22 protein-coding genes, 1 other RNA gene and 1 pseudogene are annotated in these 25,343 nt (G+C 71.1%); 11 read left to right on the top strand and 13 right to left on the bottom strand.

Going from position 1 to position 25,343, the window contains the following annotated elements; all coding sequences use genetic code 11:
* Positions 1 to 151: 151 nt before the first annotated feature.
* Genes ON41_RS42985 through ON41_RS11130 form a run of 3 tightly spaced genes read left to right on the top strand, consistent with a single transcriptional unit; the run spans position 152 to position 2,447 of the window.
* Complete coding sequence (locus ON41_RS42985; protein WP_040747465.1) at positions 152 to 616, top strand: hypothetical protein; 465 nt, start codon at positions 152 to 154, stop codon at positions 614 to 616.
* Positions 616 to 1,575 (top strand): prolyl aminopeptidase, encoded by a 960-nt coding sequence (gene pip, locus ON41_RS11135; protein ID WP_040747464.1) that lies wholly within the window; start codon positions 616 to 618, stop codon positions 1,573 to 1,575. Before ON41_RS42985 ends, pip begins: the two co-directional genes overlap by 1 nt.
* Positions 1,575 to 2,447 carry a CHAD domain-containing protein gene (locus tag ON41_RS11130; RefSeq protein WP_040747463.1) on the top strand — a complete coding sequence of 291 codons (873 nt, stop codon included), beginning with the start codon at positions 1,575 to 1,577 and terminating at the stop codon, positions 2,445 to 2,447. Before pip ends, ON41_RS11130 begins: the two co-directional genes overlap by 1 nt.
* A gap of 27 nt (positions 2,448 to 2,474) precedes the next feature.
* Here ON41_RS11130 and ON41_RS11125 read toward each other — a convergent pair whose 3' ends face one another.
* The 3 genes from ON41_RS11125 to ON41_RS11115 form a co-directional block, all read right to left on the bottom strand.
* A complete protein-coding gene (locus ON41_RS11125) occupies positions 2,475 to 3,929 on the bottom strand; it encodes an RNB domain-containing ribonuclease (RefSeq protein ID WP_040747462.1) in 1,455 nt (484 codons plus the stop codon).
* Positions 3,930 to 3,945: 16 nt separating this feature from the next.
* A complete protein-coding gene (locus ON41_RS11120; protein ID WP_246461699.1) occupies positions 3,946 to 4,182 on the bottom strand; it encodes a hypothetical protein in 237 nt (78 codons plus the stop codon).
* Between the two features lie 856 nt (positions 4,183 to 5,038).
* Complete coding sequence (locus ON41_RS11115; RefSeq protein ID WP_040747460.1) at positions 5,039 to 5,857, bottom strand: alpha/beta fold hydrolase; 819 nt, start codon at positions 5,855 to 5,857, stop codon at positions 5,039 to 5,041.
* A gap of 412 nt (positions 5,858 to 6,269) precedes the next feature.
* Between ON41_RS11115 and ON41_RS11110 the strand changes: the two genes are divergently transcribed.
* A complete protein-coding gene (locus ON41_RS11110; protein WP_157185427.1) occupies positions 6,270 to 7,583 on the top strand; it encodes a prenyltransferase/squalene oxidase repeat-containing protein in 1,314 nt (437 codons plus the stop codon).
* A gap of 5 nt (positions 7,584 to 7,588) precedes the next feature.
* Positions 7,589 to 8,455 carry a DMT family transporter gene (locus ON41_RS11105; RefSeq protein WP_040747458.1) on the top strand — a complete coding sequence of 289 codons (867 nt, stop codon included), beginning with the start codon at positions 7,589 to 7,591 and terminating at the stop codon, positions 8,453 to 8,455.
* Here ON41_RS11105 and ON41_RS11100 read toward each other — a convergent pair.
* Positions 8,394 to 9,092, bottom strand: coding sequence for a phosphoribosylanthranilate isomerase (locus ON41_RS11100; RefSeq protein ID WP_040747457.1), 699 nt, complete (start codon positions 9,090 to 9,092; stop codon positions 8,394 to 8,396). The two genes, ON41_RS11105 and ON41_RS11100, sit on opposite strands and share 62 nt — an antisense overlap.
* Before the next feature lie 483 nt (positions 9,093 to 9,575).
* Here ON41_RS11100 and ON41_RS43735 point away from each other — a divergent pair.
* Positions 9,576 to 9,905 (top strand): annotated as a pseudogene (locus ON41_RS43735) (nitroreductase family deazaflavin-dependent oxidoreductase); the annotation flags it as partial.
* A gap of 86 nt (positions 9,906 to 9,991) precedes the next feature.
* Here the strand turns inward: ON41_RS43735 and rnpB are convergent.
* An RNA gene (gene rnpB / locus ON41_RS38910) (RNase P RNA component class A) lies at positions 9,992 to 10,398 on the bottom strand.
* Positions 10,399 to 10,664: 266 nt separating this feature from the next.
* On the opposite strand from rnpB, the gene ON41_RS11090 reads away from it, so the two are divergent.
* Positions 10,665 to 11,552, top strand: coding sequence for an alpha/beta hydrolase (locus ON41_RS11090; protein ID WP_040747456.1), 888 nt, complete (start codon positions 10,665 to 10,667; stop codon positions 11,550 to 11,552).
* Positions 11,553 to 11,555: 3 nt separating this feature from the next.
* Here ON41_RS11090 and ON41_RS11085 read toward each other — a convergent pair whose 3' ends face one another.
* Positions 11,556 to 12,782 (bottom strand): cytochrome P450, encoded by a 1,227-nt coding sequence (locus ON41_RS11085; RefSeq protein WP_040747455.1) that lies wholly within the window; start codon positions 12,780 to 12,782, stop codon positions 11,556 to 11,558.
* Between the two features lie 187 nt (positions 12,783 to 12,969).
* On the opposite strand from ON41_RS11085, the gene ON41_RS11080 reads away from it, so the two are divergent.
* Positions 12,970 to 16,083: an ATP-binding protein gene (locus tag ON41_RS11080; protein ID WP_246829499.1), complete on the top strand. Its 3,114-nt coding sequence runs from the start codon at positions 12,970 to 12,972 to the stop codon at positions 16,081 to 16,083.
* Here the strand turns inward: ON41_RS11080 and ON41_RS11075 are convergent.
* The 4 genes from ON41_RS11075 to ON41_RS11060 form a co-directional block, all read right to left on the bottom strand.
* Entirely contained in the window at positions 16,067 to 16,816 is a 750-nt protein-coding gene (locus ON41_RS11075) for an ABC transporter permease (RefSeq protein WP_040747453.1), read from the bottom strand. The genes ON41_RS11080 and ON41_RS11075 overlap by 17 nt on opposite strands.
* Entirely contained in the window at positions 16,813 to 17,751 is a 939-nt protein-coding gene (locus ON41_RS11070; protein ID WP_040747452.1) for a daunorubicin resistance protein DrrA family ABC transporter ATP-binding protein, read from the bottom strand. The genes ON41_RS11075 and ON41_RS11070 overlap by 4 nt, the downstream gene beginning before the upstream one ends.
* Before the next feature lie 110 nt (positions 17,752 to 17,861).
* Complete coding sequence (locus tag ON41_RS11065) at positions 17,862 to 19,058, bottom strand: bifunctional RNase H/acid phosphatase (RefSeq protein ID WP_040747521.1); 1,197 nt, start codon at positions 19,056 to 19,058, stop codon at positions 17,862 to 17,864.
* Positions 19,059 to 19,098: 40 nt separating this feature from the next.
* Positions 19,099 to 19,836 (bottom strand): zinc ribbon domain-containing protein, encoded by a 738-nt coding sequence (locus tag ON41_RS11060; protein ID WP_040747450.1) that lies wholly within the window; start codon positions 19,834 to 19,836, stop codon positions 19,099 to 19,101.
* A 186-nt stretch (positions 19,837 to 20,022) separates the two neighbouring features.
* On the opposite strand from ON41_RS11060, the gene ON41_RS11055 reads away from it, so the two are divergent.
* Positions 20,023 to 20,457, top strand: a complete 435-nt coding sequence (locus ON41_RS11055; protein ID WP_040747448.1) for an OsmC family protein — start codon at positions 20,023 to 20,025, stop codon at positions 20,455 to 20,457.
* Positions 20,458 to 20,480: 23 nt separating this feature from the next.
* Here the strand turns inward: ON41_RS11055 and ON41_RS11050 are convergent, their stop codons facing one another.
* Both ON41_RS11050 and cobC read right to left on the bottom strand, forming a co-directional pair.
* Positions 20,481 to 21,614: a Nif3-like dinuclear metal center hexameric protein gene (locus tag ON41_RS11050; protein WP_040747446.1), complete on the bottom strand. Its 1,134-nt coding sequence runs from the start codon at positions 21,612 to 21,614 to the stop codon at positions 20,481 to 20,483.
* A 76-nt stretch (positions 21,615 to 21,690) separates the two neighbouring features.
* On the bottom strand, positions 21,691 to 22,728 hold the full coding sequence (cobC, locus tag ON41_RS11045; protein ID WP_276325723.1) for an Rv2231c family histidinol phosphate aminotransferase CobC: 1,038 nt from the start codon (positions 22,726 to 22,728) through the stop codon (positions 21,691 to 21,693).
* Between the two features lie 244 nt (positions 22,729 to 22,972).
* Between cobC and ON41_RS11040 the strand changes: the two genes are divergently transcribed.
* Positions 22,973 to 23,467: a low molecular weight protein-tyrosine-phosphatase gene (locus tag ON41_RS11040; protein ID WP_040747444.1), complete on the top strand. Its 495-nt coding sequence runs from the start codon at positions 22,973 to 22,975 to the stop codon at positions 23,465 to 23,467.
* 5 nt (positions 23,468 to 23,472) lie between these two features.
* The gene (locus tag ON41_RS11035) at positions 23,473 to 24,354 is read left to right on the top strand and encodes an SURF1 family cytochrome oxidase biogenesis protein (RefSeq protein ID WP_040747519.1); all 882 of its coding nucleotides are present in this window, start codon (positions 23,473 to 23,475) and stop codon (positions 24,352 to 24,354) included.
* Here the strand turns inward: ON41_RS11035 and ON41_RS11030 are convergent.
* Positions 24,333 to 25,310 (bottom strand): cobalamin biosynthesis protein, encoded by a 978-nt coding sequence (locus ON41_RS11030; protein WP_246829498.1) that lies wholly within the window; start codon positions 25,308 to 25,310, stop codon positions 24,333 to 24,335. The genes ON41_RS11035 and ON41_RS11030 overlap by 22 nt on opposite strands.
* Positions 25,311 to 25,343 lie beyond the last annotated feature (33 nt).

Genomic DNA, 25,343 nt, shown 5'->3' with positions numbered 1-25,343 from the left:
TCTCAGTTCCCGGCACGCCCAACTCCGAGTTCCCGGCACGCTTTTGGCCGGGAACTCGGACCGCCGCCCCCTTCCCACCTCGGGCACAACACGTACCGCGAATCGGTGGCAGACTCGAAGGCCACGATCACGAGACGAGTAGAGGGAACAGATGTCGCAGAGCCGTTGGATGACCCGCGGAGCGCTGGGGGCCGCCGTGGTGGCCGCCGCCGCCCTGATCGCCGGATGCGGGGGCGGCGGATCGACCGGATCGGCCCAGCCCTCCGGAACGAGCGGGTCGGCCACCTCGACGGCGGCGCACTCCAGCGGTTCGGCCACCGTGACCGGCAGCGCGTCCAAAGGCCCCCTCGAGGTCCCCGACCAGGCCGCCAAGGCGCTGTGCGACAAGATCCAGGTGCAGTTGTCGGACTGGCGCGTCCAGGGGCCGACGCTCAGCCGGGTGGCGCTGAACATCACCGTCCACGAGTGGGCCGCCACGGAGGGCGGCATCAACGGGCGGGTGCTCGGCGACAAGGCCGTTGTCGACCGGATCACCACCACGACCTGCTCGGACGTCCACACCCAGGCCATACAGGCGCTGGAGCTGCCGGACCTCGCCTCGGGCATCGCGTTCTGATGCGCACGCTGTACCCGCCCGTGGCGCCGCACCGCGACGGCCTGCTCGACGTGGGCGACGGCCAGCGCCTCTACTGGGAGGAGAGCGGCAACCCCGAGGGCAAGCCGGTGGTGTTCCTGCACGGCGGCCCCGGCGGCGGTACCTCGCCGTTCCATCGGCAGTTCTTCGACCCGCAGGCGTATCGCATCGTGCTGTTCGACCAGCGCGGCTGCGGCCGGTCCACCCCGCACATCGCCGACGGCGCCGACCTGGAGACCAACACGACCTGGCACCTGGTCGCCGATATCGAGAAGCTGCGCACCCATCTGGACATCGAGCGCTGGCAGGTCTTCGGCGGCTCGTGGGGGTCGACGCTGGCGCTGGCGTACGCGCAGACCCACCCCGACCGTGTGACGGAACTGGTCCTGCGCGGCATATTCCTGTTGCGCCGCAAGGAAATCGACTGGTACTACAACGGATCGGCGGGTTACGTCTATCCTGACGAATGGGACAAATTCCTGGCTCCGGTGCCGGAATCCGAACGTCAGGGAGATCTTGTGAGCGCCTATCACCGGCTGCTGCACTCCCCTGATCCCGAGATCGCCACCGCCGCCGCGGTCGCCTGGTCGACGTGGGAGGGGGCGACGAGTTCGCTGCTGCCCCAACCGGAACGGGTCGCCGAGACCGCCGAGCCGCGTTTCGCGCTCGCGTTCGCACGCATCGAGAACCACTACTTCGTCAACGGCGGCTTCCTCGACGACGGCCAGCTGCTGCGCGATGCCGACCGCATCGCCCACATTCCGGCCGTGATCGTCCAGGGCCGCCACGACATCGTGTGTCCGGCGGTCAGCGCGTGGGATCTGCACCGTGCGTTGCCGGATTCGACCCTGCATATCGTCGCCGACGCCGGTCACTCCGCCGGGGAACCCGGCATCACCCATCACCTGGTGGAGGCGACGGACAAGTTCCGGAGTACCTGATGAGCACAGCAACCGGTCCCGCCCTCCGCGCCGCCCTCGCCGACGACATCGATCGCCTGCTGTCGGCCGAACCCGACGTCCGCGCCGACGTTGTCGATTCGGTGCATCAGATGCGGGTGGCCACCCGGCGGCTGCGCAGCGTATTGCGTTCGTACCGGGGGCTTTTCCGCCGCGAATCCGTCGACGACCTGCGCGACGAGCTGCGCTGGCTCGGCGGGGTGCTCGGGGTGGCCCGCGATGCCGAGGTGCGCGCGGACCGGTTCACCGCGCTGGCCGACGAGCAGACCACGCAGGCCAAGCGGGCGGGCCGCGCCTTGGCGAAGAGCGAGCGCGCCAAGTACGCCGCCGCACACCGGGATATCGTCGAGGCGCTGGACGACGAGCGCTACGCCCGGCTGCGCGACCGGCTGATCGCACTGCGCACCGATCCCCCGCTGCGCCGCAAGCTCGCGCGCAAGAACGCCTCCCCGCGGTTCTCCGACGTGCTGCGCGACGACTTCCGCCGGGTGCGCCGCCTGGTCCGCGACGAGCCCGCACCCGAGGAGGCCGAACGGATCGAGCACCTGCACGACATCCGCAAGGCCGCCAAGCGGTTGCGCTATTCCGCCGACGCCGCGGCCCCGGTGCTGGGCGGCCCGGCGAAGGAGTTGTCGTCCCGCGCGAAGAAGCTCCAGACCGTCCTCGGCGACCATCGCGATGCCGTGGAGGCCATGGCGACCATCGCCGCCCGATCCGACGCCGCGGCCGCCCGTGGATCGGACACCTCCGGGTACGACCGCCTCTACGAGTCGGAATCCGACGCCGCCCGCAAATACCTCGACCAGTACCCCGCGGCCGCCTCCTTCGTCCGCCACAAGTACGGCCGCCGCTGAGGTCCGTCCGGGTTCGGTCCGGGCGGCCTAGTCGGGCGCGGTGAATTCGAAGACGACCGTGCGCTTGGCCGGGTCGGCCTCGATGAGCCGGACCCGCACCCGCTCGCCCTCCGGCGGCGCACCCACGCACTTGGCGAGCACCGGCGGGTCGGCGACGAAGACCTCGGCGGGCCGGTGGCCGTTGCCCTCCCGGACCACGACCGCGTCGAACGACGCACCCACGCGATCGGCCAGCACGGTGGATTCGGTGAGGTCGAGGCAGGCGCGTTCGAGCTTGCCGGCGAGGCCGTCGCTGCGGCGCATGGCGTCGGCGGCGGCCGCCAGGCCGTCCCGCACCCAGTCCGGCACGGCGGTCCCCGCGCAGCGGGCGAGGCAGATCTCGGTCGCGAAGCGGTCGGCGAGGCGGCGCAGCGGCGCTGTCACGTGCGCGTAGGGCGCCCCGATCCCGCTGTGCTGCACCGCATCCGGCACCACACCGTTGACCACCGTGTAGGACGCGCCGCGCAGCAGCCCGGTCGCCTCGGACATGAGCACGAGGGCAGCGGGCGAATTGGTGTCGAGCCCGGCCAGCATGCGCCCCACCGGAGCCCCCGCGGGCCAGTCGACCCCGAGGGCCGCGGCGGTCCGGCGAATGGATTCGATCGCCGACTGCGGCGGCGCCGGCATGGTGCGCAGCAGCCCGAGCCGTTGGCCGGAGGGCTCACTGCCCGACTCGCCCAGCAGGATGCGGGCGGCGCACATTCCGGTCAGCAGGGACACCTGTTCGTTCCAGTCGTCGGCGGCGGTGCGGGGCTCGATGATCAGGTGCCAGTGGTCGGGGGCGTGATTGTGGTCGTCGCGCACGACGGTCTGGGCGGGCAGCCGCAGGCCGATCGCGCCGCGTGCCAGGCCGGCCTCGATGCGCAGCCGCCCGAATTCCGGCAGCGCGGCGATCGAGGGGTGCAGGCGGCCCGCGTCGGCGTCGGCCTGTACTCCGGCGTAGTCGAGCCGGGCGCGCGAGCGGACCAGCGCGCGCTGGACCGAAAACCGTTGCGGCTCGGCCTGTTCGTCGCATTCGATGGTCCACAGGGCGGCCGGGCGGTCCTGTCCCGGCAGCAGGCTGGCGGACCCTTCCGACAGCACCTCCGGATGCAGCGGCACGGTGGTGTCGGGGAGGTAGAAGGTCTGGCCCCGGGACAGGGACTCCCGGGCGAGGGGCCCGTCGGGGGCGACGACCGCACCCACGTCGGCGATCGCGTACCGGAGCAGGAATCCGGTGGGGGTGCGTTCGAGGAACAGCGCCTGGTCCAGATCCAGCGCGCCGGGCGGATCGATCGTCACCAACGGGATGTCGGTGCGATCGACCCGGGCGCCCGCGAAGGCGTCGACCGCCTCGCGAGCCTCCGAGACGGCCTCGGACGGATAGTCCGAGGCCAGCCCGAATTCGGTTCGTACGGCGCCGAAGTCCACCGGCGCCGACACGATCCTGGGATGAAGCTCCACGCCTGTCGCGCTGAAACTACTGCAGCGCCAGCATGGTGCCGTTCAACTGGTCGAACGGCCCGTACACGGTGAACACGACCCGACCGTCCGGATACTGCGACGACAGCCCGGCCGCCGAGTCGAGCGACTGCCCGAACGACGACGCGGACGGATGCGGCAGACCCGAGATGGCCTGACCGATGTGCGACTGGTGCACCCACTGGGTATCGGCCGGCGTGAGGTCGACCTTCACCCCGCCCGGTAGCGGAGTCACCGCGACCGCATTCGCGGACCCGGCCCCCAGCACACCCAAAACCGAAGCAGCCCCGGCGATCAACGCACCGGCAACCAGCTTGCGAACTACTCGCATAGAGACAGAACCTGCTTTCCTACGTTCGTAGACACCCACAGCCCCGTTGCCACCCCCAGCAACGAAACTTTCCAACGCGCAACACTGTATGACGTCGATCACCCATACGGCCAGTTAAGAGCCGATAACAACGCCGGACGTGCGAGCCTGTGTCCGTTCTCGCCGGTACATGGCCGGTTTCCGCGAGTCCCGCCCGGCGCGTCGGCCGTTGCACGTGCATCCAGGCCTCGAGTACCTGCGGACGAAGCCCACCACACCCTCAGGTACCGGACGGTCGACTTCCGGCGGCCGTAGCGGCGGTTCGGCAACTCGGCGGCAGCCGGACCGCCCTTGTCGTCACGCGGTGACATCGGTCACGAGCCGTTGATCAAGAGCCGGACGCTATGAATTCGGAGATACCGGGAGCTTCCGGACAGAACAGACAGATACCCCACCGACTGCCGGTTCGCGGCCGATTTCCGCTGGTAGTGCGATGACTCCCGCGCGCTGTTACTGTTGCGCGAGCGCGTCGGGGGACATCCTTACCCGACCATGCGCGCTCTTTGTCCCCATCGTCGAGAAACAAGGGAGTTCCGCACCGTATGTCGTCCATCGTCTACGACTACCTGTTGCCACTGCTCGGCCCCGAGCAGGCCGCCTACTGGGCGCAGATCCTCGTGATCAGCCCGGCCGGCTGAGAACGTCCCACGCTTCACCGGCCGATCGGCCGGACACGCGGCGGTACCCGATTCGGGTGCCGCCGCCGCTGTTTCCGGACCTCTCAGTGCAGGACCTTGGCCAGCCGCTCGGCGAATTCGGCTGGGCTGGTGAGGTATCCGACGTGGTCGCCGGGGAATTCGACCACGTGCAGGCCCAGCCGCCGCGCGAGTTCCGCGTTCGGGCGGGCGGGCATGGTGTCGCGGGAATCGGCGCCGACGCCGAGTACGAGCCGGTCGGCCGCGGGGCGCAGCGCCTCGGGATCGATCTCGTGGCCGGGGAATCCGCGTAGTTCCTGTGCCATCCACAACCGCATGTTCTGCTGGATTCGCGCCATGCGGGCGGCCAGCTCCGGCGGCAGGTCCGCAGGGGGTGACGGCTGGGCACGCATGCCCACTCCCGCGGTGAATTTGGCCATCGCCGCCGGGGCGCCCTCCCGGCGGTCGGTCTCGTACACCTCGTCGAAGAACGCCAGCCACCGCGCGCCGTCGGGGAGCAGGCTCGTCAGCGGCGGCTCGTGGGCCACCAGCGTGCGGATCCGGCCGGGATACCGGGCCAGCAGTTCGAGGGCGACGATCGCGCCCGAACTGCTGCCGAGGACGTGGGCGGGGTCGGTGGCGAGGTGTGCCAGCAGCAGCGCGGCGTCCTCGGCGTCCAGGTCGACACGGCGCTGCGGCTCGCCGTCGCAGGGGCTGCGGGAGAAACCGCGCCGGTCGTAGGACACCACCGTGTACCGGTCGGCGAGCAGTTCGGCGACGCCGTCGAACAAGCCCGCGTCCCCGTTACCGCCCGGAACGAGCAGCACGAGCGGGCCGCTGCCGCGGATCTCGTAGTAGAGCGTGGCGCCGGGGACCGGCAGGGTGTGAGCTGTGGGGATATCCATCGGGAACTCTCCTCGCATCGGAGCCGGCGGCCGGACACCCCGCCATCGTGGCACAGCCCTCCGACAGGAACGGCCGCCGGACGCACGGCCGAGATTGCAATTCGAACGCGGAGCGGTCCGATTCCCGTCACGCGCCGAACGCTTTGCGTAGCAGCGTGATACGCGGCCTGCCCGGAAATCCGCCGGATACTGTCCGTTCCGGCGGCGGATCCCTTTCGCCCCCTACCGGATCGACGGGAATTCCTGAATCCAGCCGACCGATCCGTTCGTGATACGTAAACGAAATATGTTCGCCACCAACTCATTAGGGCGTTCGCCAGTCCGCTCCGCGTGTCGGACCTTCCGGGTAGCGTGGCAGTTACCAGCGCCCCATCGCGAGTTTGCGGGGCCGTGTTCCAAAGGCGGAAGGGCCGTGTCGAACATTGACGAGCGCATCCGGATGGCGGTGGAGTGGTTGCGCAGCAGCCAGATCCCGCACCTCAGCGGGGGCGCCGGCTGGGGCTGGATACCCGATGTGCCGCCCAACCCGCAGAACACCGCCGAGGTGGTCTGTGTCCTGCACCGTGCCGGGTGTGAGATCCCGCGTGCCACAAAGGTTGCCGCCCTGGTCCGGGCGACCGTGGTCGAGCGCCCGAGCGGCGACGAATGGTATTTCCGCACCCCGATAGACGTGGCGTGGCGGGTGCGCGCGCTGCGCTGCCTGGGCGTCGAGGAGTCCGATCCCGGACTGTCGGGCGCCGTGCGTTCCCTGCTGGATCAACAGGATTCGGAGACCGGCGGGTGGCGGATGTCGGGCTTCCTCGGCCCGGTGTCGGTCACGGCGACCTCCTCGGCGGTCGTGGCCCTGATCGGCGGCGAGGCGGCCGACGGCGAACGGCACCAGGCGATCTCGCGCGGTATCGCGTACCTGGTCGCGGCGGTGTTCCAGGAGCCGCGCTCGCTGCCCATGTACGCCGCCGCGCACATCGCGACGGTCCTGGCCCGCCCGGAGATCGCGGCGATCGGCGACAAGCAGGCCGAGCGCGCCTGCACGCTGGCGGTCAAGCGGCTGCTGACCGGCCTGCGCCGCAACGAGTACGAGATCGATACCGAGATCTTCCGCCGCGACGACCTCGTCGACACCTGGCGCCATCTCACGCTGCACCTGGCGATCGGCGCGGTGGTGTCCGCCGACAGCAGCACGATCTTCGATCCGGCGGTGCGCGCGGCGATCGTGGAATTGCTGGAGATGCAGGAGGTGGACGCCCTGGCCATCTACCGCGGCGGATTCCGCATCTCGACCGAGGGCCCGGTCACCTCGTACGCCACCACCCAGGCGCTGGAGGCGCTGCTACAGGTGCGTCCCGCGATCAACGAGCGGGTCAATCCGGCCAAGGTCTACGACGAGATCTGCCGCGCCGACGGCGCCCACCACAGCGACCCGCAGACGGTCGGGACGCTCCGCGGCCGGCGCATGCTGATGAATTCCGCTGCGGGCGAGGCGCTGTTGCTGATCGGCGCAGCGGCCGGGGCCACCGTCTTCGCGCTCGCGGTCGGCTTCGACCAGGCCCTCGGCAAGATCGGCAGCCGCGGTCTGGTCGTGTGGGGCACGGCGCTGATCGCGCTCGGCGCCTACGGCGGTATCGCCACCCGTTTCCCGCGACTGCCGAAACGACGAGTGGCCGCGACGGTCTTCGCCGCGTTCACCGCCCTCGTGCTGCCGGTGATCAGTTTCCTGCTCACGTAGTCACCGTGACCGCCCCGCTGGCCCCGCTCGCTCTGATGGCGGCCGTGACCTGTCTGTGGGGCACCTCCAGCGCACTGCTCGCGGTCCTCGCCGCGCCCACCACCGCCGGTCTGGTGGCGCTGGGCGGCGCGGTGACGCTGCTGGTCCTGGCCCGGCTGTGCGGGGAGCGGCCGTGGGCGGCGTTCCGGGCGCGCCCCGGGCTGTACCTGAAGCTGGGCGGTCTGGAGACGGCGAATCTCGCGCTGTACGTGGCCGCGCTGCGGATCGGCCCGCTGCCCGTGGTGGTCGCTCTGCATCTGGCCGCGCCGGTGCTGATCATCACCGCGGCGCTGGTACGCGGGCGGCGGGCACCGAGCGTGCCGGTGCTGCTGGAGCTGATGCTGGTCGCGGCGGCCATCTGGCTGGTCACCGGGCGGCACGCGGCCGGACGCGACGCGGGTGCGGCGATCGCGGGCTGCCTGCTGGCCCTCGGTAGCGCGGCGTGCGTGGCGGCCCTGGTCAGCCTGATCGTCCGTGCGGCCGGGCCGAACCACACGATCACCTCGGCCGGACTGCAACTGCTGGTGGCGGGGGCCGCGAGCAGCCCGCTGCTGGCGTTCGATCCGCCGCGGCCGACGGTGGCGGCCGAGCTGGCCGCGGTGGGCGCGCTGCTGCTCGGTCCCGGATTCGCCCTCTACTGGCAGGCGCTGCGGTGGCTGGACGCGGCGACGGCGAGCATCGTGGGACTCAACGAGGCGGTGGTGGCGGCGCTGGTCGGAACTGTGTGCACCGAGACCCGGCTGACCGCCGCGACGGCGGCCGCGGGGGTGCTCATTCTGCTGGCGGTCGGGCTAGAACAGCGGTCGGCGCCGCGACGCCGTGTGCCGCCCTGACGAATTGATCGCAGGCCGGGCCGTCCTTGTCGCCGTGGCGGTCGTCGAGGCCGGAGTTGACGTCGACCCAGGCCGGGCGGACCGCCTCGATCGCGGCCCGGACATTGCCCGGATTGAGGCCGCCCGCGAGCATCACCGGAAAACCGGTGCCCGCGAAGGTGTTCACGATGCGCGCGCTGATCGACCAGTCGTGGGTGCGGCCGGTGCCGCCCAGCCGGTCGGCCGAGCGTGAGTCCAGCACGATCCCGTCGCAGTCCGGGGCCACGGCGACCGCCGCGCCGATGGCCTGCGGCCCGGTGACGTGCACCGCGCGGATCACCCGGCGGCCGTCGGCGCCCGCGCGGACGGCACGGACGGTGTCCAGGGTGATCAGGCCGTGCAACTGGATGCAGTCGACCTCGATGCGGTCGGCCAGCCGCAGGACCTCGTCGGCGTCGGTGAGATGGGTGACCAGCACGCGGTCGGTGGTCGTCGGCACCAGCCGCGACAGCACGCGCGCCCGCTCCGCGGAGAGCACGTCCTCGCTGAAATGCGTGGTGCCCGAGATGAATCCGACCGCATCGGCCTCTGCGGCAACCGCGGCCCGGAGATCGGACTCGCTCCGGATACCGCAGATCTTCGCTCGGACGTAGATCATCCGGCACACGATACTGCCTAGTCTGTGCCGCATCCGGCGGGCTAACGCTGAATTCCCCGCTCGGCCGCGCCGACATCGATGCATACCCACTCAGTATGACCACCCCCGCCCGGCGCGCGACACTTCGCTGCCATCACGCCCGGACCGTATCCGCACTGGACGGTTCGTTTGCCCGTCCGTCGCTACGAATCCGGAACAGAGGGACAGGTCGGTCCGTAGGTCCCTTTCGCCCCGATTTCGCGGCGTTCCCTCTCGATAATGCGCCTGTGCGACACGACTTTCGAGCCCCGAAGTAGACGGGGACGCTTCCGCGCCCGACCGCCCCGTTCCCCGGTGCGACGATGCCCGCCTGGTCGATGGTGAACTCGCCCGCGCGCCCGCACCCGTGTCGCCCCGGCTGGATCGGTGACCGGTCCGGCCGAAGCCACCGATTTCCTTCTCCGGAAGGATGTCCGGTCCCGCCCCACTCCCTACCCTGGCGAAATGACGACCACCGTCGGCCCGCTCCCGCGCTACTTCCCCCACTGGTCCGACCGCCTGGGCGCCCGCCTCCTCGATCCCTGGATGCGCCGCCTGGCCCCGGCCCTCCCCGGCTTCGCGGTCATCGACCACGTCGGCCGAAAATCCGGCACCCAATACCAGACCCCCGTCTCGATCTTCCGCAGGGGCGAGGTCATGGCGGTGGTCCTGCTCCACGGCGAAACCAACTGGGCGAGAAACGTGGTCAGCGCGGGCCAGGCCCGGATCCACTACCGAGGGAGCACCCTCACGGCCCGCAAGCCTCGCATCCTCCACCCCCGCCACGCCCCCGCCGACACCCCGCGCATCGCCCGCCTCGGCAATCGCATAGCGGGCATCCTCGTTGTCGAGGTCGACCGGTCCGGACAGCCGGGAGAAGGGGGACGAGTCGGTCTGTAAGCCGGATCCTGTCCCAGCTCGCGCTGGGGGCGACCATCCATCTGGGTGCACCGTCGCCGGGCACCTCGAGCGGTCTACCCGCAGGCTCGGGCGAGCAGCCCTCGAACGCCTGCGCAGCCGCACTCCGGGGAGTGCGGCCTTCGACCTTGCTCCGGGCGGGGTTTACCGAGCCGCCCCGGTCACCCGGGGCGCTGGTGCGCTCTTACCGCACCGTTTCACCCTTACCGGCGCGTGCGCGCCGGCGGTCTGTTTTCTGTGGCACTGTCCCGCGGGTCACCCCGGGTTGCCGTTAACAACCGCCCTGCTCTGCGGAGTCCGGACTTTCCTCGGCGACAGGCGGCGGCACCTGCGTGCCCGTTCCTGTCGACGCGGCCGCCCGACCGACTCGTCTGCCACCATTCTGCCGTCCTCGATCTCGGGGCCCGCGCGCGACCCCCTCGACGACCGGCATCGCACCTGTTCACAGAGCTACCGGTGGTGAGATCCCCGCTTGCGACCGAAGGCAATTCGGGCGGATCGAGAGTAACGGCTCTTGACTATTACCCCACCCGGAAAACGCGAAACACCGAGCGTGTCGGCTCGCCCGCGCGCCCGCCGCCGTAGACAGGGGTCCAGGTCAGCGCCCGATCCCGCAACGCGTTACCGTATTTCGCCATGGAGCGTGTCGAGGTGGGGTTCCCTTCGGGAAGCGAACAATGTGCAGCGTGGCTCTATCGGCCGGACGGTCCCCCGAAGCCGCGGCCGCTGGTGATCATGGCACACGGATTGGGTGCCGACCGGGAAATGGGCCTCGACCGCTACGCGCGGCGATTCGCCACCGCCGGAATGGGTGTGCTGGTCTTCGACTACCGGCATTTCGGCGCGAGCGGCGGTAAGCCGCGCCAGCTCATCCACATCGGCCGGCAGCGGGAGGACTGGCGTGCCGCGATCGCCTTCGCCCGCACCCTGCGCGGCTTCGACGCGACGCGAATCGCCCTGTGGGGCACCTCGTTCGGCGGCGGCCACGTGCTATCCATCGCGCACGAGGACGACTATCTCGCGGCCGTCGTCGCCCAGTGCCCGTTCACCAGCGGATGGGCCTCGGCGCGGGCGAAGGGGCCGATCGCCTTGTTCAAGACCGGCACCGTGGCCGTCACCGATCTGCTGGTGGGGCCGATCCGCCGCAAGCCGGTCGGGGTGCGGCTGGCCGGGCGGAAACGGTCGTCGGCGCTGATGAGCGCCTCGGACGTGCCCGAGGGCTTCGGCCGCCTGGCCGAGGAGAGTTCGCAGTACCAGCCGAAGGTCGCCGCCCGCGTCGGACTGTCGACCGTGTTCGACTCCCCCGCCCGCCGCACCAAGAACATCAAGGTGCCGGTGATGTACGCGATCTGCGACGACGATTCGGTCGCCCCGATCGGCCCGACCCTCAAGGCCGCCGAGCGCACCAAGCACGCCGTCGTGAAGCGTTATCCGATCGGCCATTTCGACATCTACTTCGACGACTGGTTCGAGAAGGCCGTCTACGATCAGGCCGACTTCCTGGTCTCCGTCCTGCGCCCGTAGCCCTCACCCGGCCGTCTCCGTCCAGGTGACCGGGAGTTCGTGCACGCCGTAGATGTTCATGTCGGACTTGAGTTTCACGTCCGCGGCGGGGATGGCGAGTTCGAGGGTCGGGAAGCGGCGCAGCAGGCCGGCGAACCCGGCGCGCATCTCGACCCGCGCCAGCTGCTGGCCGAGGCACAGGTGGACACCGTGCCCGAAGGCGAGGTGGCCGCGCGCGTTGCGGTGCACGTCCAGGGTGTCGGGGTTCTCGAAGCGCGCGGGATCGTGGTTGGCGGCCAGCAGCGAGACCACGACGGTCGAGCCCTCCGGAATCGTCTCGCCGCCGAGTTCGATGTCCTCGGTGGCGTAGCGGTAGAAGATGTCGGCGACGGTCAGGTAGCGCATCAGCTCCTCGACCGCGTCGGGAACCAGATCCGCGTCGGCCCGCAGCTTCGCCAGCTCTCCCGGATTCTCCAGCAGCGCGAACGTGCCCAGCCCCAACATGTTCGCGGTGGTCTCATGGCCCGCGAGCAGCAACAGGAAGGCGACGCCGGTCAGCTCCTCGATGCTGATGTCCTCGTCGCGCGCCAGATCCGACAGGATGTCGTCCACGGGCTCGGCGCGCTTACCGGTGACCAGTCCGGCCAGGTACATGTTCATCGCGCCGAACGCGCCCATCTTCTCCTCCAGCGACTGGTCCTTGACCAGGAACTTGGCGGAGTTGACCTGGAAGGTCGCCCGGTCCTCGTAGGGGACGCCGAGCAGTTCGCAGATCACCAGCGAGGGCATCGGCAGCGCGAACTCCTTGACCAGGTCGACCGGTGGGGTGAGCTTCGCCATCTCGTCCAGCTGCCGCTCGGCGATCTCGACGATCTGGTCCTCGAGCATCTTCATGCGCCGCGCGGTGAAGGCGCCGACGAGCTTGCGGCGCAGCCGGGTGTGGTCCGGCGGGTCCATGGCGATGAACATTCCGGGCATCTGCGGCGACGGCTCGGTGGCGACGGGCATGCCCGGAACCTCGTATGGCGTGTGCACCACGCCGATGTCCAGGCGCGAGCTGAAGCGGGTGTCGGCCAGCAGCTTGCGGACCGCGTCGTAGCCGGTGACGAGCCAGCCCTCGTGGCCGTCGGGGAAGACCATGGGGCTGACCGGGCGGGCGTCCCGCAGGCGGGTGATCTCGCCGGGCGGGTCGAACGGGCCCGCGTCGCGGTTCATGGGGAGACCGTGCGGGACGGGAACCGTGGTGCTCATCGTATGTCCTTTCGTGGCGAGTGATGCCACGATCGCCGACCCGCCTGACACCCGGCTGACACGCCTCTGACACCGCCGTCCACCCCCTCTACCAGCGCCGGGAAGGCCGTCGGGCCACCCGTGGCAAAATCGCCGGGTGCAGATCGGGATTCTTGGACCATTCGATATTCGCGCGGACGACGGCACAGTGGCCGACGTGCCGGGCGCCCGGCTGCGCGGACTGCTCGTCGCACTCGCCCTCGAACCCGGTCGCACGGTCCCGAAATCGACGCTGGTCGACTGGATCTGGGGCGAGAACCCGCCCACCGAGGCGGCGAACGCGTTGCAGCGCTTGGTATCCCGGCTCCGGAAGGCGCTTCCGGAGGGCGTGGTCGAGGGGCAGCCGGAGGGCTACCGGCTGAAGGTGGCGCCCGAGTCCGTCGACGCCGTGCGGTTCGAACGCCTCATCGGCCAGGTCCACAATGCCGAGGACGCCCTGCGGCTGCCGCGCCTGCGCGAGGCCCTGGCGCTGTGGCGCGGTGCGGCCATGCAGGACATCGGCCTTCAGGACAGCGCGGCCCTCGACGCGGCGGTCACCCGGCTCGACGGGCTGCGCCTGGCGGCCATGGAGGACCGGTTCGACGCGGAGATCGCCCTCGGCCACGGCGCGGAGGTGGTCACCGAGCTGACCGACCTGGTGGCCGCGCATCCGGTGCGAGAACGGCTCGTCGCCGCGCTGATGCGCGCCCAGGTGGCGACCGGCCGCGACAACGAGGCGCTCCAGCTCTTCCAGCGCACCCGCGAAACCCTGGCCGACGAGTTGGGCGTCGACCCGTCCCCGGAGCTGTCCGCGCTGCACGTCGCGCTGCTGCGGGGCGAACTGGGACGCCGGGAGGAGGACCGCAAGACCAACCTGCGCTCCGAGCTGACCACCTTCGTCGGCAAGGACGCCGATGTCGCCGCGGTCCGCGACCTCATCACCGGGCACCGGCTCACCACGCTGATCGGGCCGGGCGGCTCGGGGAAGACCCGGCTGGCCACGGAGACCGGGCACACGCTGCTCGCGGACCTGCCGGACGGGGCCTGGGTGGTCGAACTCGCGGCCCTCGGCGCCGACGCGGACGCCGGGCCCGTGGCGGGCGGGAACGCCGTGGCGCAGGCGGCTCTCGCCGCACTCAGCCTGCGGGACGCGCTGGTCGGCGAGGCCCCGGACGCGGACCCGACCGACCGGGTCGTCGCGGCGCTCCGCGAGCGCGAGACGCTGTTGATCCTGGACAACTGCGAGCACGTGATCGAGTCGGCGGCGGCGTTCGCGCACCGCGTGCTCGGCGAGTGCCGGCGGTTGCGCATCCTGGCGACGAGCCGGGAGCCGCTCGGCATCACCGGCGAGGCGCTGTGGCCGGTCGCGCCGCTGGTCCTGCCCGCCGAGGGCGCCGACCTCGCCAAGATCGCGGCCGCTCCGGCCGTCCGGCTGCTCCAGGATCGGGCCGGCGCCGTGCACAAGGACCTCCCGGCCGACGCCGCCACGCTGACGACGCTGGCGCGCGTGTGCCGGGCGCTGGACGGGATGCCGCTGGCGATCGAACTCGCCGCGGCCCGCCTGCGGACCATGTCCCTGGATCAGCTCGCCGATCGGCTCGACGACCGCTTCCGCCTGCTGACCGGCGGCAGCCGGACCGCGCTGCCGCGGCACCGCACGCTGCGCGCGGTGATCGACTGGAGCTGGGAGCTGCTCAGCGACGCCGAAAGGACTGTGCTGCGCCGGCTTTCGGTCTTCGCGGGCGGGGCGAGCCTGGAGGCGGCCGAGCGGATCTGCGCGGGCGACGAGGTCGACGCGCGCGACGTGCTCGAACTGCTGACCGCGCTGACCGAGAAGTCGCTGGTGGTCACCGAGCGCGACCGGGCGCCGCGTTACCGCATGCTCGGCACGATCAAGGAGTACGCCGAGCAGCGCCTCGCGGAGGCCGGGGAATCGGAGGCCGCGCGCCACGCGCATCTGGCCTACTTCACCGAATTCGCCGAACTCGCCGAGCCACATCTGCGCCGCGCGGAGCAGCTGGAATGGCTCGCCGCCCTCGAGGTCGAGCACGACAATATCGCCGCCGCGATGCGCGGGGCGCTCGCGGCGGGCGAGGCCGACGGCGCCATGCGGCTCGCGGCGGCCGCCGGGTGGTACTGGTGGCTCGGCGGACGCAAGGCCGAGGGCAACGAACTGCTCCTGGCGGCCACCGCCGTCCCCGGCGAGGTGGCCGATGACGTCCGGGCCCTGGTGTACGCGTTCGTCGTCCAGTTCGTCACCGCCGGATCGCAGAACGACCAGTTCGACGCCGAGCAGTGGATCCACAAGGCCTACGAGGCCAGCCGCGCCGACCAGAGCCGGCACCCGGCGCTGCGGGTCACCACGCCGCTGGAACGGATGCTGCGGGAGCCGGACGCGATCCTCCCCGCGTGGGAGGAGCTGCTGAACGACGAGGATCCCTGGCTCCGCGCGCTCGCCCGGCTGCAACTGGGCAAGATGCGGATCCAGTTCGGCGAGGGCGGCCGGGACGCGGACGCGTATCTGGAAGCGGCCGTCAGCGAATTCCGCGCGATCGGCGACCGGTGGGGTATTTCCTTCGCCCTGACCGAGCTGGCGGATCGCATCGCCATGCGCGGCGAGTTCGCCGGCGCGTACGAGTACTACGACCAGGCGATCGCGGTCGTCACCGAGGTCGGCGCCCTCGACGACGTGGTGCGGATGCGAGCGCGGCAGGCCCAGCTCTACTGGCTGTCGGGCGACCGGGACGCCGCCGCCTCCGCCATGGCCGAGGCGCAGCGGGCCGCGGAACGGGTGGCCTGGCCGAATACGCTCTCCGAGCTGGCGCTGGCGAAGGCGGAACTGGCTCGGTGGCAAGGCGATTCGGCGGAGACGGCCGGCCAGCTCGACCTCGCGACGACGCTGATCGACGACGCCGACGGGACGTACACCCGCGCGGTACGGCACGACATGCTGGGCTACCTCACCGAGGACCCGGACGCGGCCCGGGAGCACCGCGTCGCGGCCTTCCGCGCGGCGTCCGAGGCGGGCCATCCGCATCTCATCGCGCGAGTGCTCGTCGGCATCGCGGATCTGGCCCTGCGGACCGACCGGAACGAACAGGCCGCGCGGCTGCTCGCGGCGAGCGCCGGTGTGCGCGGCCTGCCGGACCGATCCCAGCCGGATACCGCCCGCATCGAGCAGGCGGCACGACATCGCCTCGGTGACACGGGGTTCACCGAGGCGATGCGGGAGGGCGCGGAGGCGAGCTGGCAGGAGCTCGCGGAGATCACGCTCGCTTCTTGAAAGTGGCTCGCGCCCACAGGTATCCGGCGAGAGCGATACCCAGGCACCAGGCGGTGGCGGCCATCGCGTAACCACCGGACGGCGTGCCGTTCAGCAACCCGCGGAGGGTTTCGATGATCGGCGTGAAGGGCTGGTACTGCGCGAACTGCCGCAGCCCCGGTCCCATCTTGTCCGCCGGGACGATCGCGCTGCTGAAGAACGGCAGCATCACCAGCGGGACCGCGGCCATACCGGCGGTTTCGGGGGTTTTCGCCGCCAGGCCCAGGGCGACCGTGAGCCAGCTCGCCGCGACCGCGAGCAGCAGGATCAGCCCGACCACGCCCAGCCAGTCGAGGGCGCTCGCCGACGGTCTGAAACCCAGCAGGAACGCCACCCCGACGAGCGCCGCGATGGAGATCACGTTGGTCAGCACACCGGCGACGACGTGACCGGTCAGCACCGCGCCGCGGGAGACGTCCATGACCTTGAACCGGCTGATGATGCCCTTCGTCATATCGGAGTTGACCGACGTGGCGACGGCGCCCAGCCCGTAGCAGACGGCGAGCAGCATCAAACCCGGTGTCGCGTAGTCGATGTAGTCGACACCGACGCTGAAGGCGTCGCCGAACATGTACACGAACATCAGCATGATCACGATCGGCATCAGGACCGCGTTGAATACCGTGGTGGGGTTGCGCGCGATGTGTTTGAAGTTGCGGCGCAGCATCACGATCGAGTGGGGTGTGGTGGTCATTTCGCAGCCTCCGTGGTGCGGCCCGTCAGGGCGAGGAAAACGTCGTCGAGGTCGGGGGTGTGGACGGAGAACTCGTCGGCTTCGATCGAGTGCTCGTCGAGCTGATCCAGCAGGGCCCGAAGGGTTTTCGAGCCGCCGTCACTGGGGACGCGGAGGGTCAGGTTCTCGTCGTCGCGGGTGGAGCCGGCGATGACGCCCGCCGCCGTGCCGAGGTCGGCGGCGGTGGCGAAGCGGAGCCGGACGTGGGTTCCGGGGATCCGGCGCTTGAGTTCGTCGGCGGTGCCCTGGGCGACGATGTGGCCCTGGTCGAGAACCGCGATCCGGTCGGCGAGCTGGTCGGCCTCTTCGAGGTACTGGGTGGTGAGGAAGATGGTCACGCCGTCGGCCACCAGGTCGCGGACGATCGACCACATCGTGCGGCGGCTGCGCGGGTCCAGGCCCGTGGTCGGCTCGTCGAGGAAGATGATGCGCGGGTTGCCGACCAGGGTCATCGCCAGGTCGAGCTTGCGGCGCATACCGCCCGAATAGGTCGACGCGGGCTTGGCCGCCGCCTCGGTCAGCTCGAACCGTTCCAGCAGCTCCGCGACGACGCGCTTGCCGTCGCCGGCGGAGATCGGGCTGAGGTCCACCATCAGCTGGAGGTTCTCCTGCCCGGTGAGCAGTTCGTCCACGGCCGCGAACTGGCCGGTGACCCCGATCGCCGCCCGCACCGCCTTGGCCTCGGTGGCGACGTCGTGCCCGGCGACGCGGACCGTGCCGCCGTCGGCCCCGATCAGTGTCGTCAGCACGTTCACCGTCGTGGTCTTGCCGGCGCCGTTCGGTCCGAGCAACGAGAACACCGTTCCCGCAGGGACTTCCAGATCGATGCCGTCGAGCACGATCTTGTCTTTGTATGCCTTCCGGAGCCCGGAAGCCACAATCGCTGAATCTGTCATGCCGCAACTGTCACGGCACGCGCTGACACCGCGCAGCCACCGTGCTGACACCGCCGCTGACGCCATGTCCGCCCAGGACCGGCAGACGTTCGGTGCTCCGGGTGAGCCGGCTACAGATACGACGTGTCGTTGACCAGGCGCACCGAGGAACCGCCGTCGGGATAGAACTCCGCGATCGACAGCGACGCCAGGTCCAGGTGCAGGCGGTACAGCAGGGAGGGGCCCACCTCGAGCGCCAGTTGCAGCAGGGTCTTGATGGGTGTCACGTGGCTGACGACCACCACGTTCTGTTCCGGGTACAGCGCCACCAGATCGCGGCGCGCCGCTTCGACCCGCTCGCGCACCTGGTCGAAGCTCTCCCCGCCCGGCGGCGGCAGCGACGAGTCGCCGAGCCAGCGGCCGTGGCGCTCCGGATCCCGCTGTGCCGCTTCGGCGAACGTGAGGCCCTCCCATTCGCCGAAGTCGGTTTCGATCAGGCTGTCGAGCACCCGCACCGGCACGTCCAGGGCCTGTGCGGCCGCCTCGGCCGTCTCCCGGGCCCGTCCCAGCGGGGAGGTGACCACGGCGGCGATATCGCCCTTGGCCGCAAGGTGTTTCGCCGCGCGGGCCGCCTGCTCGCGGCCCAGCTCAGTGAGCGGCGGGTTGCCGCGGCCCGAATACCGCCGCTCCACGGACAGTTCCGTCTGGCCGTGCCGCAGCAGCAGCATGCGGGTGGGGCGGCCGCGGGCGCCGGTCCAGCCGGGCGCGGAGGTGGCGTCCGCGGGCCGGGCCGGGCTGCCGGTCACCGTCGAATCGTTCTGTGCCGCACGAGCGCTCGCGACCTCGTCGATCCAGCTGAGCATCTCCCGCTCGGCTCCGGCAGCGGATGCGGGCTTCTCGGCGTCCCGTGCCTCGGCGACGATGTGGGCGTCGTCCATCGCCTCGTTGGCCAGCCGGTCCGCGTGCGAATTCTCGGCGCGCGGGATCCAGGAGAAGCTCACCCGATCGAAGCCGGCGACCAGCTGCCGTGCCCGGTCGGCGAGGGGAATCATGGCCGCGTGCTTGACCTTCCAGCGGCCCGACATCTGCTCGACCACGAGTTTCGAGTCCATGCGGACGTCGACCTCGCGGGCGCCCAGTTCGGCCGCCGCGGCCAGTCCCGCGATGAGCCCGCGGTATTCGGCGACGTTGTTGGTGGTGACGCCGAGCGCCTCTTTCCGCTCGGCCAGCACCCGCGCGCGGTCGGCGTCCCACACCACCGCGCCGTATCCGGCGGGGCCCGGGTTACCCCGCGAGCCGCCGTCGGCCTCGACGATCACCGTGTTCACCACCGCATTCCCTCCACCTCGACCAGGGACCCCGCGGTACTCACAGCCCGGATTGCTTGGTGCGCACCATGATCGCGCCGCATTCGGGGCAGCGGACCACGGTTTCCGGGGCGGTCTTCGCGATGCGCGCGATCTCGCCGCGGTCCAGCTCGATGCGGCAGGCGCCGCAGCGGCGGGCCTGCAGCAGCGCCGCGCCCACGCCGTGCTGCGCGCGCTGCTTCTCGTAGATGGTCAGCAGTTCCGCGGGGAACGCGCCGACCAGCTGTTCCCGGTCGGTGGTGCAGCGACCGGTCGCGACCTCGAGGTCGGCGAGCGCCTCGTCCCGGCGGCGCTGCGCCTCGCGGAGGTCCTCCTCCGCCTTGGAGAGATTGGCGCCGGCGTGCTGGTGGTCGGCGACGGCCGCCTCACGGCGCTCCATCACCTCGAGCATGTCGTCCTCGAGGACGGTGCGGCGGCGTTCCAGGCTGCCGAGTTCGTGCTGCAACTCCGACAGCTGCTTGGCCGCGACGCTGCCGCTCTCGAGCATGGCCTTGTCGCGCTGTTCGCGTTTGCGGACGCCGTCGATCTCGGTCTCCAGCTTGCGCATGTCCCGGTCCAGGTCGTCGATCAGGATCTCGACCTTGACCGCCGCGTCCTTGCGCGTGGTGCGCTCCTCCTCGAGCCGCTGGACCTCCTGCTGCTCGGGCAGCACCTTGCGGCGATGCTCGATCCGCGTCAGTTCGGCGTCGACGGCGGCAAGGTCGAGCAGCTTGGCCTGGATCGGTGGTTCGACATTCAACGCGGAACTTACTCCTCGACACTATGGACGGTTCGGGTGCGACGGGCCCGGTCGGGTGACCGACACCGAAGTTCAACCGTACTCCGCCGACGACACGTTTCGCCCCAACCCCGCCACTCCGTGCCGGGCGCGCGGTGACCGGAAATTCGCGGCGGTCGAATCGGGCGCTGTGGCAGGCTCGTTCGCATGCATCGTTACGAGGTGGAGGTCGCCTGGAGCGGGGCGACCACCGGCTACCGGTCCTACTCCCGCAACCACGACGTGCGCGCGGAGGGCCGCCCGCCCCTGCCCGCCAGCGCCGACCCGGTCGTCGGCCGCGGCGACGCCACCCGCTGGAACCCGGAACTACTGCTGGTCGCGTCCCTCTCCGAATGCCACATGCTGTGGTACCTGCACCTGTGCACCCAGGCCGGCATCGTCGTCACCGACTACCGCGACGCCGCCGAGGGCACCATGAACAACGACCGCTTCACGCAGGTCACCCTCCGCCCCCGCGTCACCGTCACCGACCCCGCCCACCTCGACACCGCCCGCGCCCTCCACACCGAGGCCCACAAACACTGCTTCATAGCCAACTCCGTGAACTTCCCCGTGGACCACGCCCCCACCGTCACCACCTGACCCATCCAGCGCATGCGGGACGGTCAGGCGTCGGCGGCGCCGAGGGTCCAGGGGTCGGTGCGGAGGGTACAGACGCGGGTTTCGACGGTGGGGAGGGCGGCGCGGAGGATGTCGGCGGCCTGAGCGCACCAGGGGAATTCGGTGGCCCAGTGGGCGGCGTCGATGAGAGCGGGGCCGCCGGCGCGGAGGTGTTCGTCGGCGGGGTGGTGGCGGAGGTCGGCGGTGACGTAGGCGTCGACGCCGAGGCGGGAGACGGTGTTCAGGAGGGAGTCGCCCGCGCCGCCGCAGACGGCGACGGTGCGGATCGTCCGGTCGGGGTCGCCCGCCGCGCGTACGCCCCAGGCGGTGCCGGGCAGGGCCGCGCGCACGTGAGCGGTGAAGTCGCGCAACGATTCCGGCCGCGGCAGCTCCCCCACCCGGCCCAGGCCGAGCCCGGAGGGTAGTGCGGCGCGTTCGGTCACGTGGAAGGCCGGTGATTCGAACGGGTGCGCGGCGTGCAGGGCGGCCAGGACGGCGGCCCGCGCCGACGGCGGCGCTATCACCTCGATCCGGTCCTCCGCGACGCGCTCGAGCGAACCGACCTCGCCGACAGCGGGATTCGCGCCGTCGACCGGCCGGAACTGACCGGTTCCGGGTGTCCGGAAGCAGCAGTCCCGGTAGTTGTCCGTGCCGCCCGCACCGGCCGCGAACAGCGCGGCCAGAAGGGCATCGGAGTGTTCGTGGGGAACCTGGATGGCCCACTCGTCCACGGCCGCAGCGGGTTTCGGGTTCAAGGGTCCGGTGACCGCTATCCCCAGCGTCTTCGCCAAGGCATCGGACACGCCCGGATCGGCGGAGTCGGCGTTGGTGTGCGCGGTGAACAGCGCGCACCCGTTCCGGATGAGCCTGTGCAGCAGAGCGCCTTTCGGGGTATTCGCCGCCACGGTGTCGACGCCGCGCAACAGCAGCGGATGATGCACCACGAGAGCCTGCGCGCCCCACGCGATCGCCTCGTCCACCACACCGGCGGTCGCGTCCACGGCGAACATCACCCGGGACACCGGATCTCCGGGGTCACCGCAGACGAGCCCCACCGAATCCCACGATTCGGCGAGCCGGGGCGGATACGCCGCGTCCAGCACACCGATCAGCTCCGACAGCTCCACCGATTCCGTCACAGAACCACCTCCACTCCGATCCCATCCACCTGCCGAACATCATGATCGTCCCGCGCTGCTCGACACCACGAGCGATTCACAGGCCAACCTCCTGGATCGCAGCGACCAAGCGGTCCACCTGGGCGCTGCCGCGCACCGCCACCCGCAGGTGACCGGGGCCGAGGCCGGGGAAGGTGTCTCCGCGACGGACGGCGATCCCCTTGTCCGCCAACCGTTTGCGGAGAAGTTCGGCATCGGGGACGCGGATTAACAGGAAGGGTCCCCGGGCCGGTTCACCGACCTCCACGCCGAGTTCGCGCAGGCGCGGGATCATCGCGGCGCGATCGGCGGCGATTCGCGTTGCGTGCGAACGGGATTCGGCGACGGCCTCCGGCTGCGCGGTCGCGGCGACGGCTTCCAGTTGCAGGGTGCCCAGCGGCCAGTGCGCCCGGCCGTGATCGAGTCGGGCCAGCAGGTCGTGCGGGCCGAGGAAGTATCCGCACCGCAGACCGGCCAGCGCCCACGTCTTGGTGAGGCTGCGTAGCACGAGTACGTCCGGAAGAGATTCCGCCGCAAGGGATTCCACTTCCCCGGGTATCGCATCGGCGAAGGCTTCGTCGACCACGACGATGCGGCCCGGCCGCCGCAGCGCCCGGATCACGGAGGCCGGGTGCAGGACGGAGGTCGGGTTGGTCGGATTCCCGAGCACCACCAGGTCGGCCGCGTCGGGGACCAGCGCCGGGTCCAGTTCGTACGGCGGCTGCAGCACGACCCGCGCGACCGCGACCTCCGCCTCGCGCAACGCCAGCTCGGGTTCGGTGAACGACGGGTGGATCACCGCGGCCAGCTCCGGGGCCAGCCGGGGCAGCATCGCGAACCCTTCGGCCGCGCCCGCCAGCAGCAGCACCTCGTCCGGAGTGCGGCCGTGCCGCGCGGCGACGGCGGAGCGCGCCGCGGCCGCCTCGCCCGCGCCGGGATAGCGCCCGAGGTCCCCGAGCCGGGCCGCCAGCCGCGCGCGCAACCAGTCCGGCGGCGCGTCGCCCTGCACGTTCACCGCGAAGTCGAGCATCCCGGCCCGCACGTCGGCGTCGCCGTGATGGCGCAGCTTCGCGCGCTCCACGTACTCGCCGCTCACGCCCGCACCCCCGCCTCGACCGTCGCCCGCCGACCGCGGCCGCCCCACGTCCCTGGATTCCTGCCCCGCGCAGCTGTCTCCCGCCCACGGCAGCTGCCCCACGCACCTGCCGCACCGACGACTCCGGCCCGCGCGGGCGCGGGGTGATCCGCCGCGCCTGTTTCGCGCGTTTCCGGGCCGGTCGTGGTGTCCTGTGGCACAGCCATCCACCCTACGTGCCCGGGTCCGGCACCGACCGGCCAGAATGTCTGTCGTGGGCGAGCTGCATGTGACCTTCATCTGTACCGGCAACATCTGCCGGTCACCGATGGCCGAGAAGATCTTCGCCGCGCACGTCGAGCGGGCCGGGCTCGCCGACCTGGTGCGCGTGAGCAGCGCCGGCACCACCGCCTGGCACGTAGGCTCGGACGCCGACCCGCGCACGACCGCGCTGCTGAACCGGCACGGCTATCCGGTCGGCCACGTCGCGGCCATGGTGGGCGCGGACCATCTCGACGCCGACCTGCTCGTCGCCCTCGCCACCTCGCACGAACGCGACCTGGCCCGCCTGGGCGTGCCACGGGACCGCCGCCGCCTGCTGCGCAGTTTCGATCCGAAGGCCGACGACGGCGACGTGCCGGATCCGTACTACGGCGACGACTCCGACTTCGAACTGGTCCGCGAGCAGATCGAGGCCGCGGTGCCCGGACTGCTCGACTGGGTCCGCGACCAGCTCGGCGAGGGCAGCGTCCACCGATGAACGTGCTGCGCCGGCTCACCTTCCTGCTGCGACCCAACTGGCTGATCCTCGCGGTGGTCGTGGTGGCGTTCGCGTACCTGTGTTTCACGGTGCTCGCGCCGTGGCAGCTGGGCAAGAACAATCGCACCTCGCACCGCAACGACCTCATCGCCGAATCGGTGACGGCCGATCCGGTCGATGTCGCCACGCTGCTGAACGACCCCGGCGCGACGGACACCGAATGGCGTCGCGTCGTCGCCACCGGCAACTACGTCCCCGGATCGACGGTGCTGGAGCGGCTGCAGCGGCTCGACGACCACCCGGCCTACGGCGTACTGGCCACCTTCCGTCTCGACGACGGCCGGACGCTGCTGATCGATCGGGGCCTGGTGGCCGCCGTCGACGGCAGCCGCATCCCGCCGATCGCCGAACCGCCCGCGGGCCCGCAGCGCATCGAGGGCCGGGTACGCAAATCCGAGGGCGTGATCCCGGGCAAGGAACCCCTGCACCAGGACGGCTTCCGTCAGGTGTATTCCATTGACACCGAACAATTTTCGACCGTGGTGGGTACGCCCGTCGGCACGGTTCCCCCCGACCGCGGCTACCTCCAGCTGACCGAGGGCCAGCCGGGCGCGTTCACCCCGCCCGCCCTGCCACAACTCGACGCCGGACCGTATCTCTCCTACGGCCTGCAATGGATCGCCTTCGGCATCATGGCCCCGCTCGGCCTCGGCTATTTCGTCTGGGCCGAACTCCGCGAACGCCGCCGGGAGCGGGGCGGCACATCCCGCCCCGCAGCGGAAACATCAGGGGCGACAGCGGATTCCGCCGCCCCGCCCGCCGCTACAGCCCCGCGAAAATCCAACGCCGACCGTCTCGCCGACCGCTACGGCAACACTCCCCGCTGACCACACGACCTTCGACGTGCGCCACCGAGGAGGACGGCGAGGGCGGTGACCAGGACCGTGGCCGCCTGGACCGCTTCGGACAGGGCTACGGCTCGGCGCAGGTCGGGAACGCGCGGGCTGGGACCCTCACCGAGGGTGGGGCGGAGTTCGGTGCCGTGCCGGTATTCGGTCGGGCCGCCGAGGCGGATGCCGAGCGCACCGGCCATCGTGGATTCGGCCACGCCCGCATTGGGACTGGGATGGGCCGCCGCATCGCGCTGCCAGGCCCGGAGGGCTGCGGCGGGACGGCCACCGGACAAAGGGGCCAACGCGACGGTCAGGAGGCCACTCAGCCGCGCCGGGAGCAGATTCGCCAGATCGTCGGTGCGGGCGGCCGCCCAGCCGAAGCGGCGATAGCGATCGTTGCGATATCCGACCATCGCGTCGAGGGTGTTCACCGCCCGGTACCCGAGCAGCCCCGGCACGCCCGCGATCGCACCCCAGACCAGCGGCGCGACCGTCGCATCGGAGGTGTTCTCCGCGATGGATTCGACCGCGGCCCGCGCCAGCCCGTCGGCATCGAGAACCTCCGGATCCCGCCCGCACAGCGACGGCAGCAACTCCCGAGCCCCACCGACATCCCCACGCTCCAGCCGATCGGCCATCTCCCGCCCCGTCCGCGCGAGCGTGGTCCCGCCGAGCGCCGTCCACGTGGCCACCGCGGTCACCACCACGAGCGGAATATCGAAAGCCTTGACCCCCAACCGAGTTCGCACCCCCTCCCGCCGCATCCGCCGTCCGACCATCCGCTCCACCCCCGCGCCGACCGCCACCACACCCCCGACAAGCACGACCTCATGCACAACCCCCGCCCCACGCCGATCCCGATAACCCACCGACTCCAACGCCCCCGCCACCACCCCGAACCCCGCCACCGGATGCCCCCGCCGCGGATCCCCCACCACCCTGTCCAGCACAAACCCCACCACCAGCCCCACAGCCCGCGCACC

Source organism: Nocardia transvalensis NBRC 15921 (genome assembly GCF_000308875.1).
In the GTDB taxonomy this organism is placed as follows: Bacteria; Actinomycetota; Actinomycetes; order Mycobacteriales; family Mycobacteriaceae; genus Nocardia; species Nocardia transvalensis.
The sequence above is the reverse complement of the archived record's forward strand: the minus strand, read 5'-3'. Positions and strand labels throughout refer to the sequence as shown.

Coding starts and splice junctions, on each gene's coding strand:
- ON41_RS42985 (WP_040747465.1), top strand. CDS start 152: ATGTCGCAGAGCCGTTGGATGACCCGCGGAGCGCTGGGGGCCGCCGTG.
- pip (WP_040747464.1), top strand. CDS start 616: ATGCGCACGCTGTACCCGCCCGTGGCGCCGCACCGCGACGGCCTGCTC.
- ON41_RS11130 (WP_040747463.1), top strand. CDS start 1,575: ATGAGCACAGCAACCGGTCCCGCCCTCCGCGCCGCCCTCGCCGACGAC.
- ON41_RS11115 (WP_040747460.1), bottom strand. CDS start 5,857: ATGGATATCCCCACAGCTCACACCCTGCCGGTCCCCGGCGCCACGCTC.
- ON41_RS11100 (WP_040747457.1), bottom strand. CDS start 9,092: ATGATCTACGTCCGAGCGAAGATCTGCGGTATCCGGAGCGAGTCCGAT.
- ON41_RS11090 (WP_040747456.1), top strand. CDS start 10,665: ATGGAGCGTGTCGAGGTGGGGTTCCCTTCGGGAAGCGAACAATGTGCA.
- ON41_RS11085 (WP_040747455.1), bottom strand. CDS start 12,782: ATGAGCACCACGGTTCCCGTCCCGCACGGTCTCCCCATGAACCGCGAC.
- ON41_RS11075 (WP_040747453.1), bottom strand. CDS start 16,816: ATGACCACCACACCCCACTCGATCGTGATGCTGCGCCGCAACTTCAAA.
- ON41_RS11070 (WP_040747452.1), bottom strand. CDS start 17,751: ATGACAGATTCAGCGATTGTGGCTTCCGGGCTCCGGAAGGCATACAAA.
- ON41_RS11055 (WP_040747448.1), top strand. CDS start 20,023: ATGCATCGTTACGAGGTGGAGGTCGCCTGGAGCGGGGCGACCACCGGC.
- ON41_RS11040 (WP_040747444.1), top strand. CDS start 22,973: ATGTCTGTCGTGGGCGAGCTGCATGTGACCTTCATCTGTACCGGCAAC.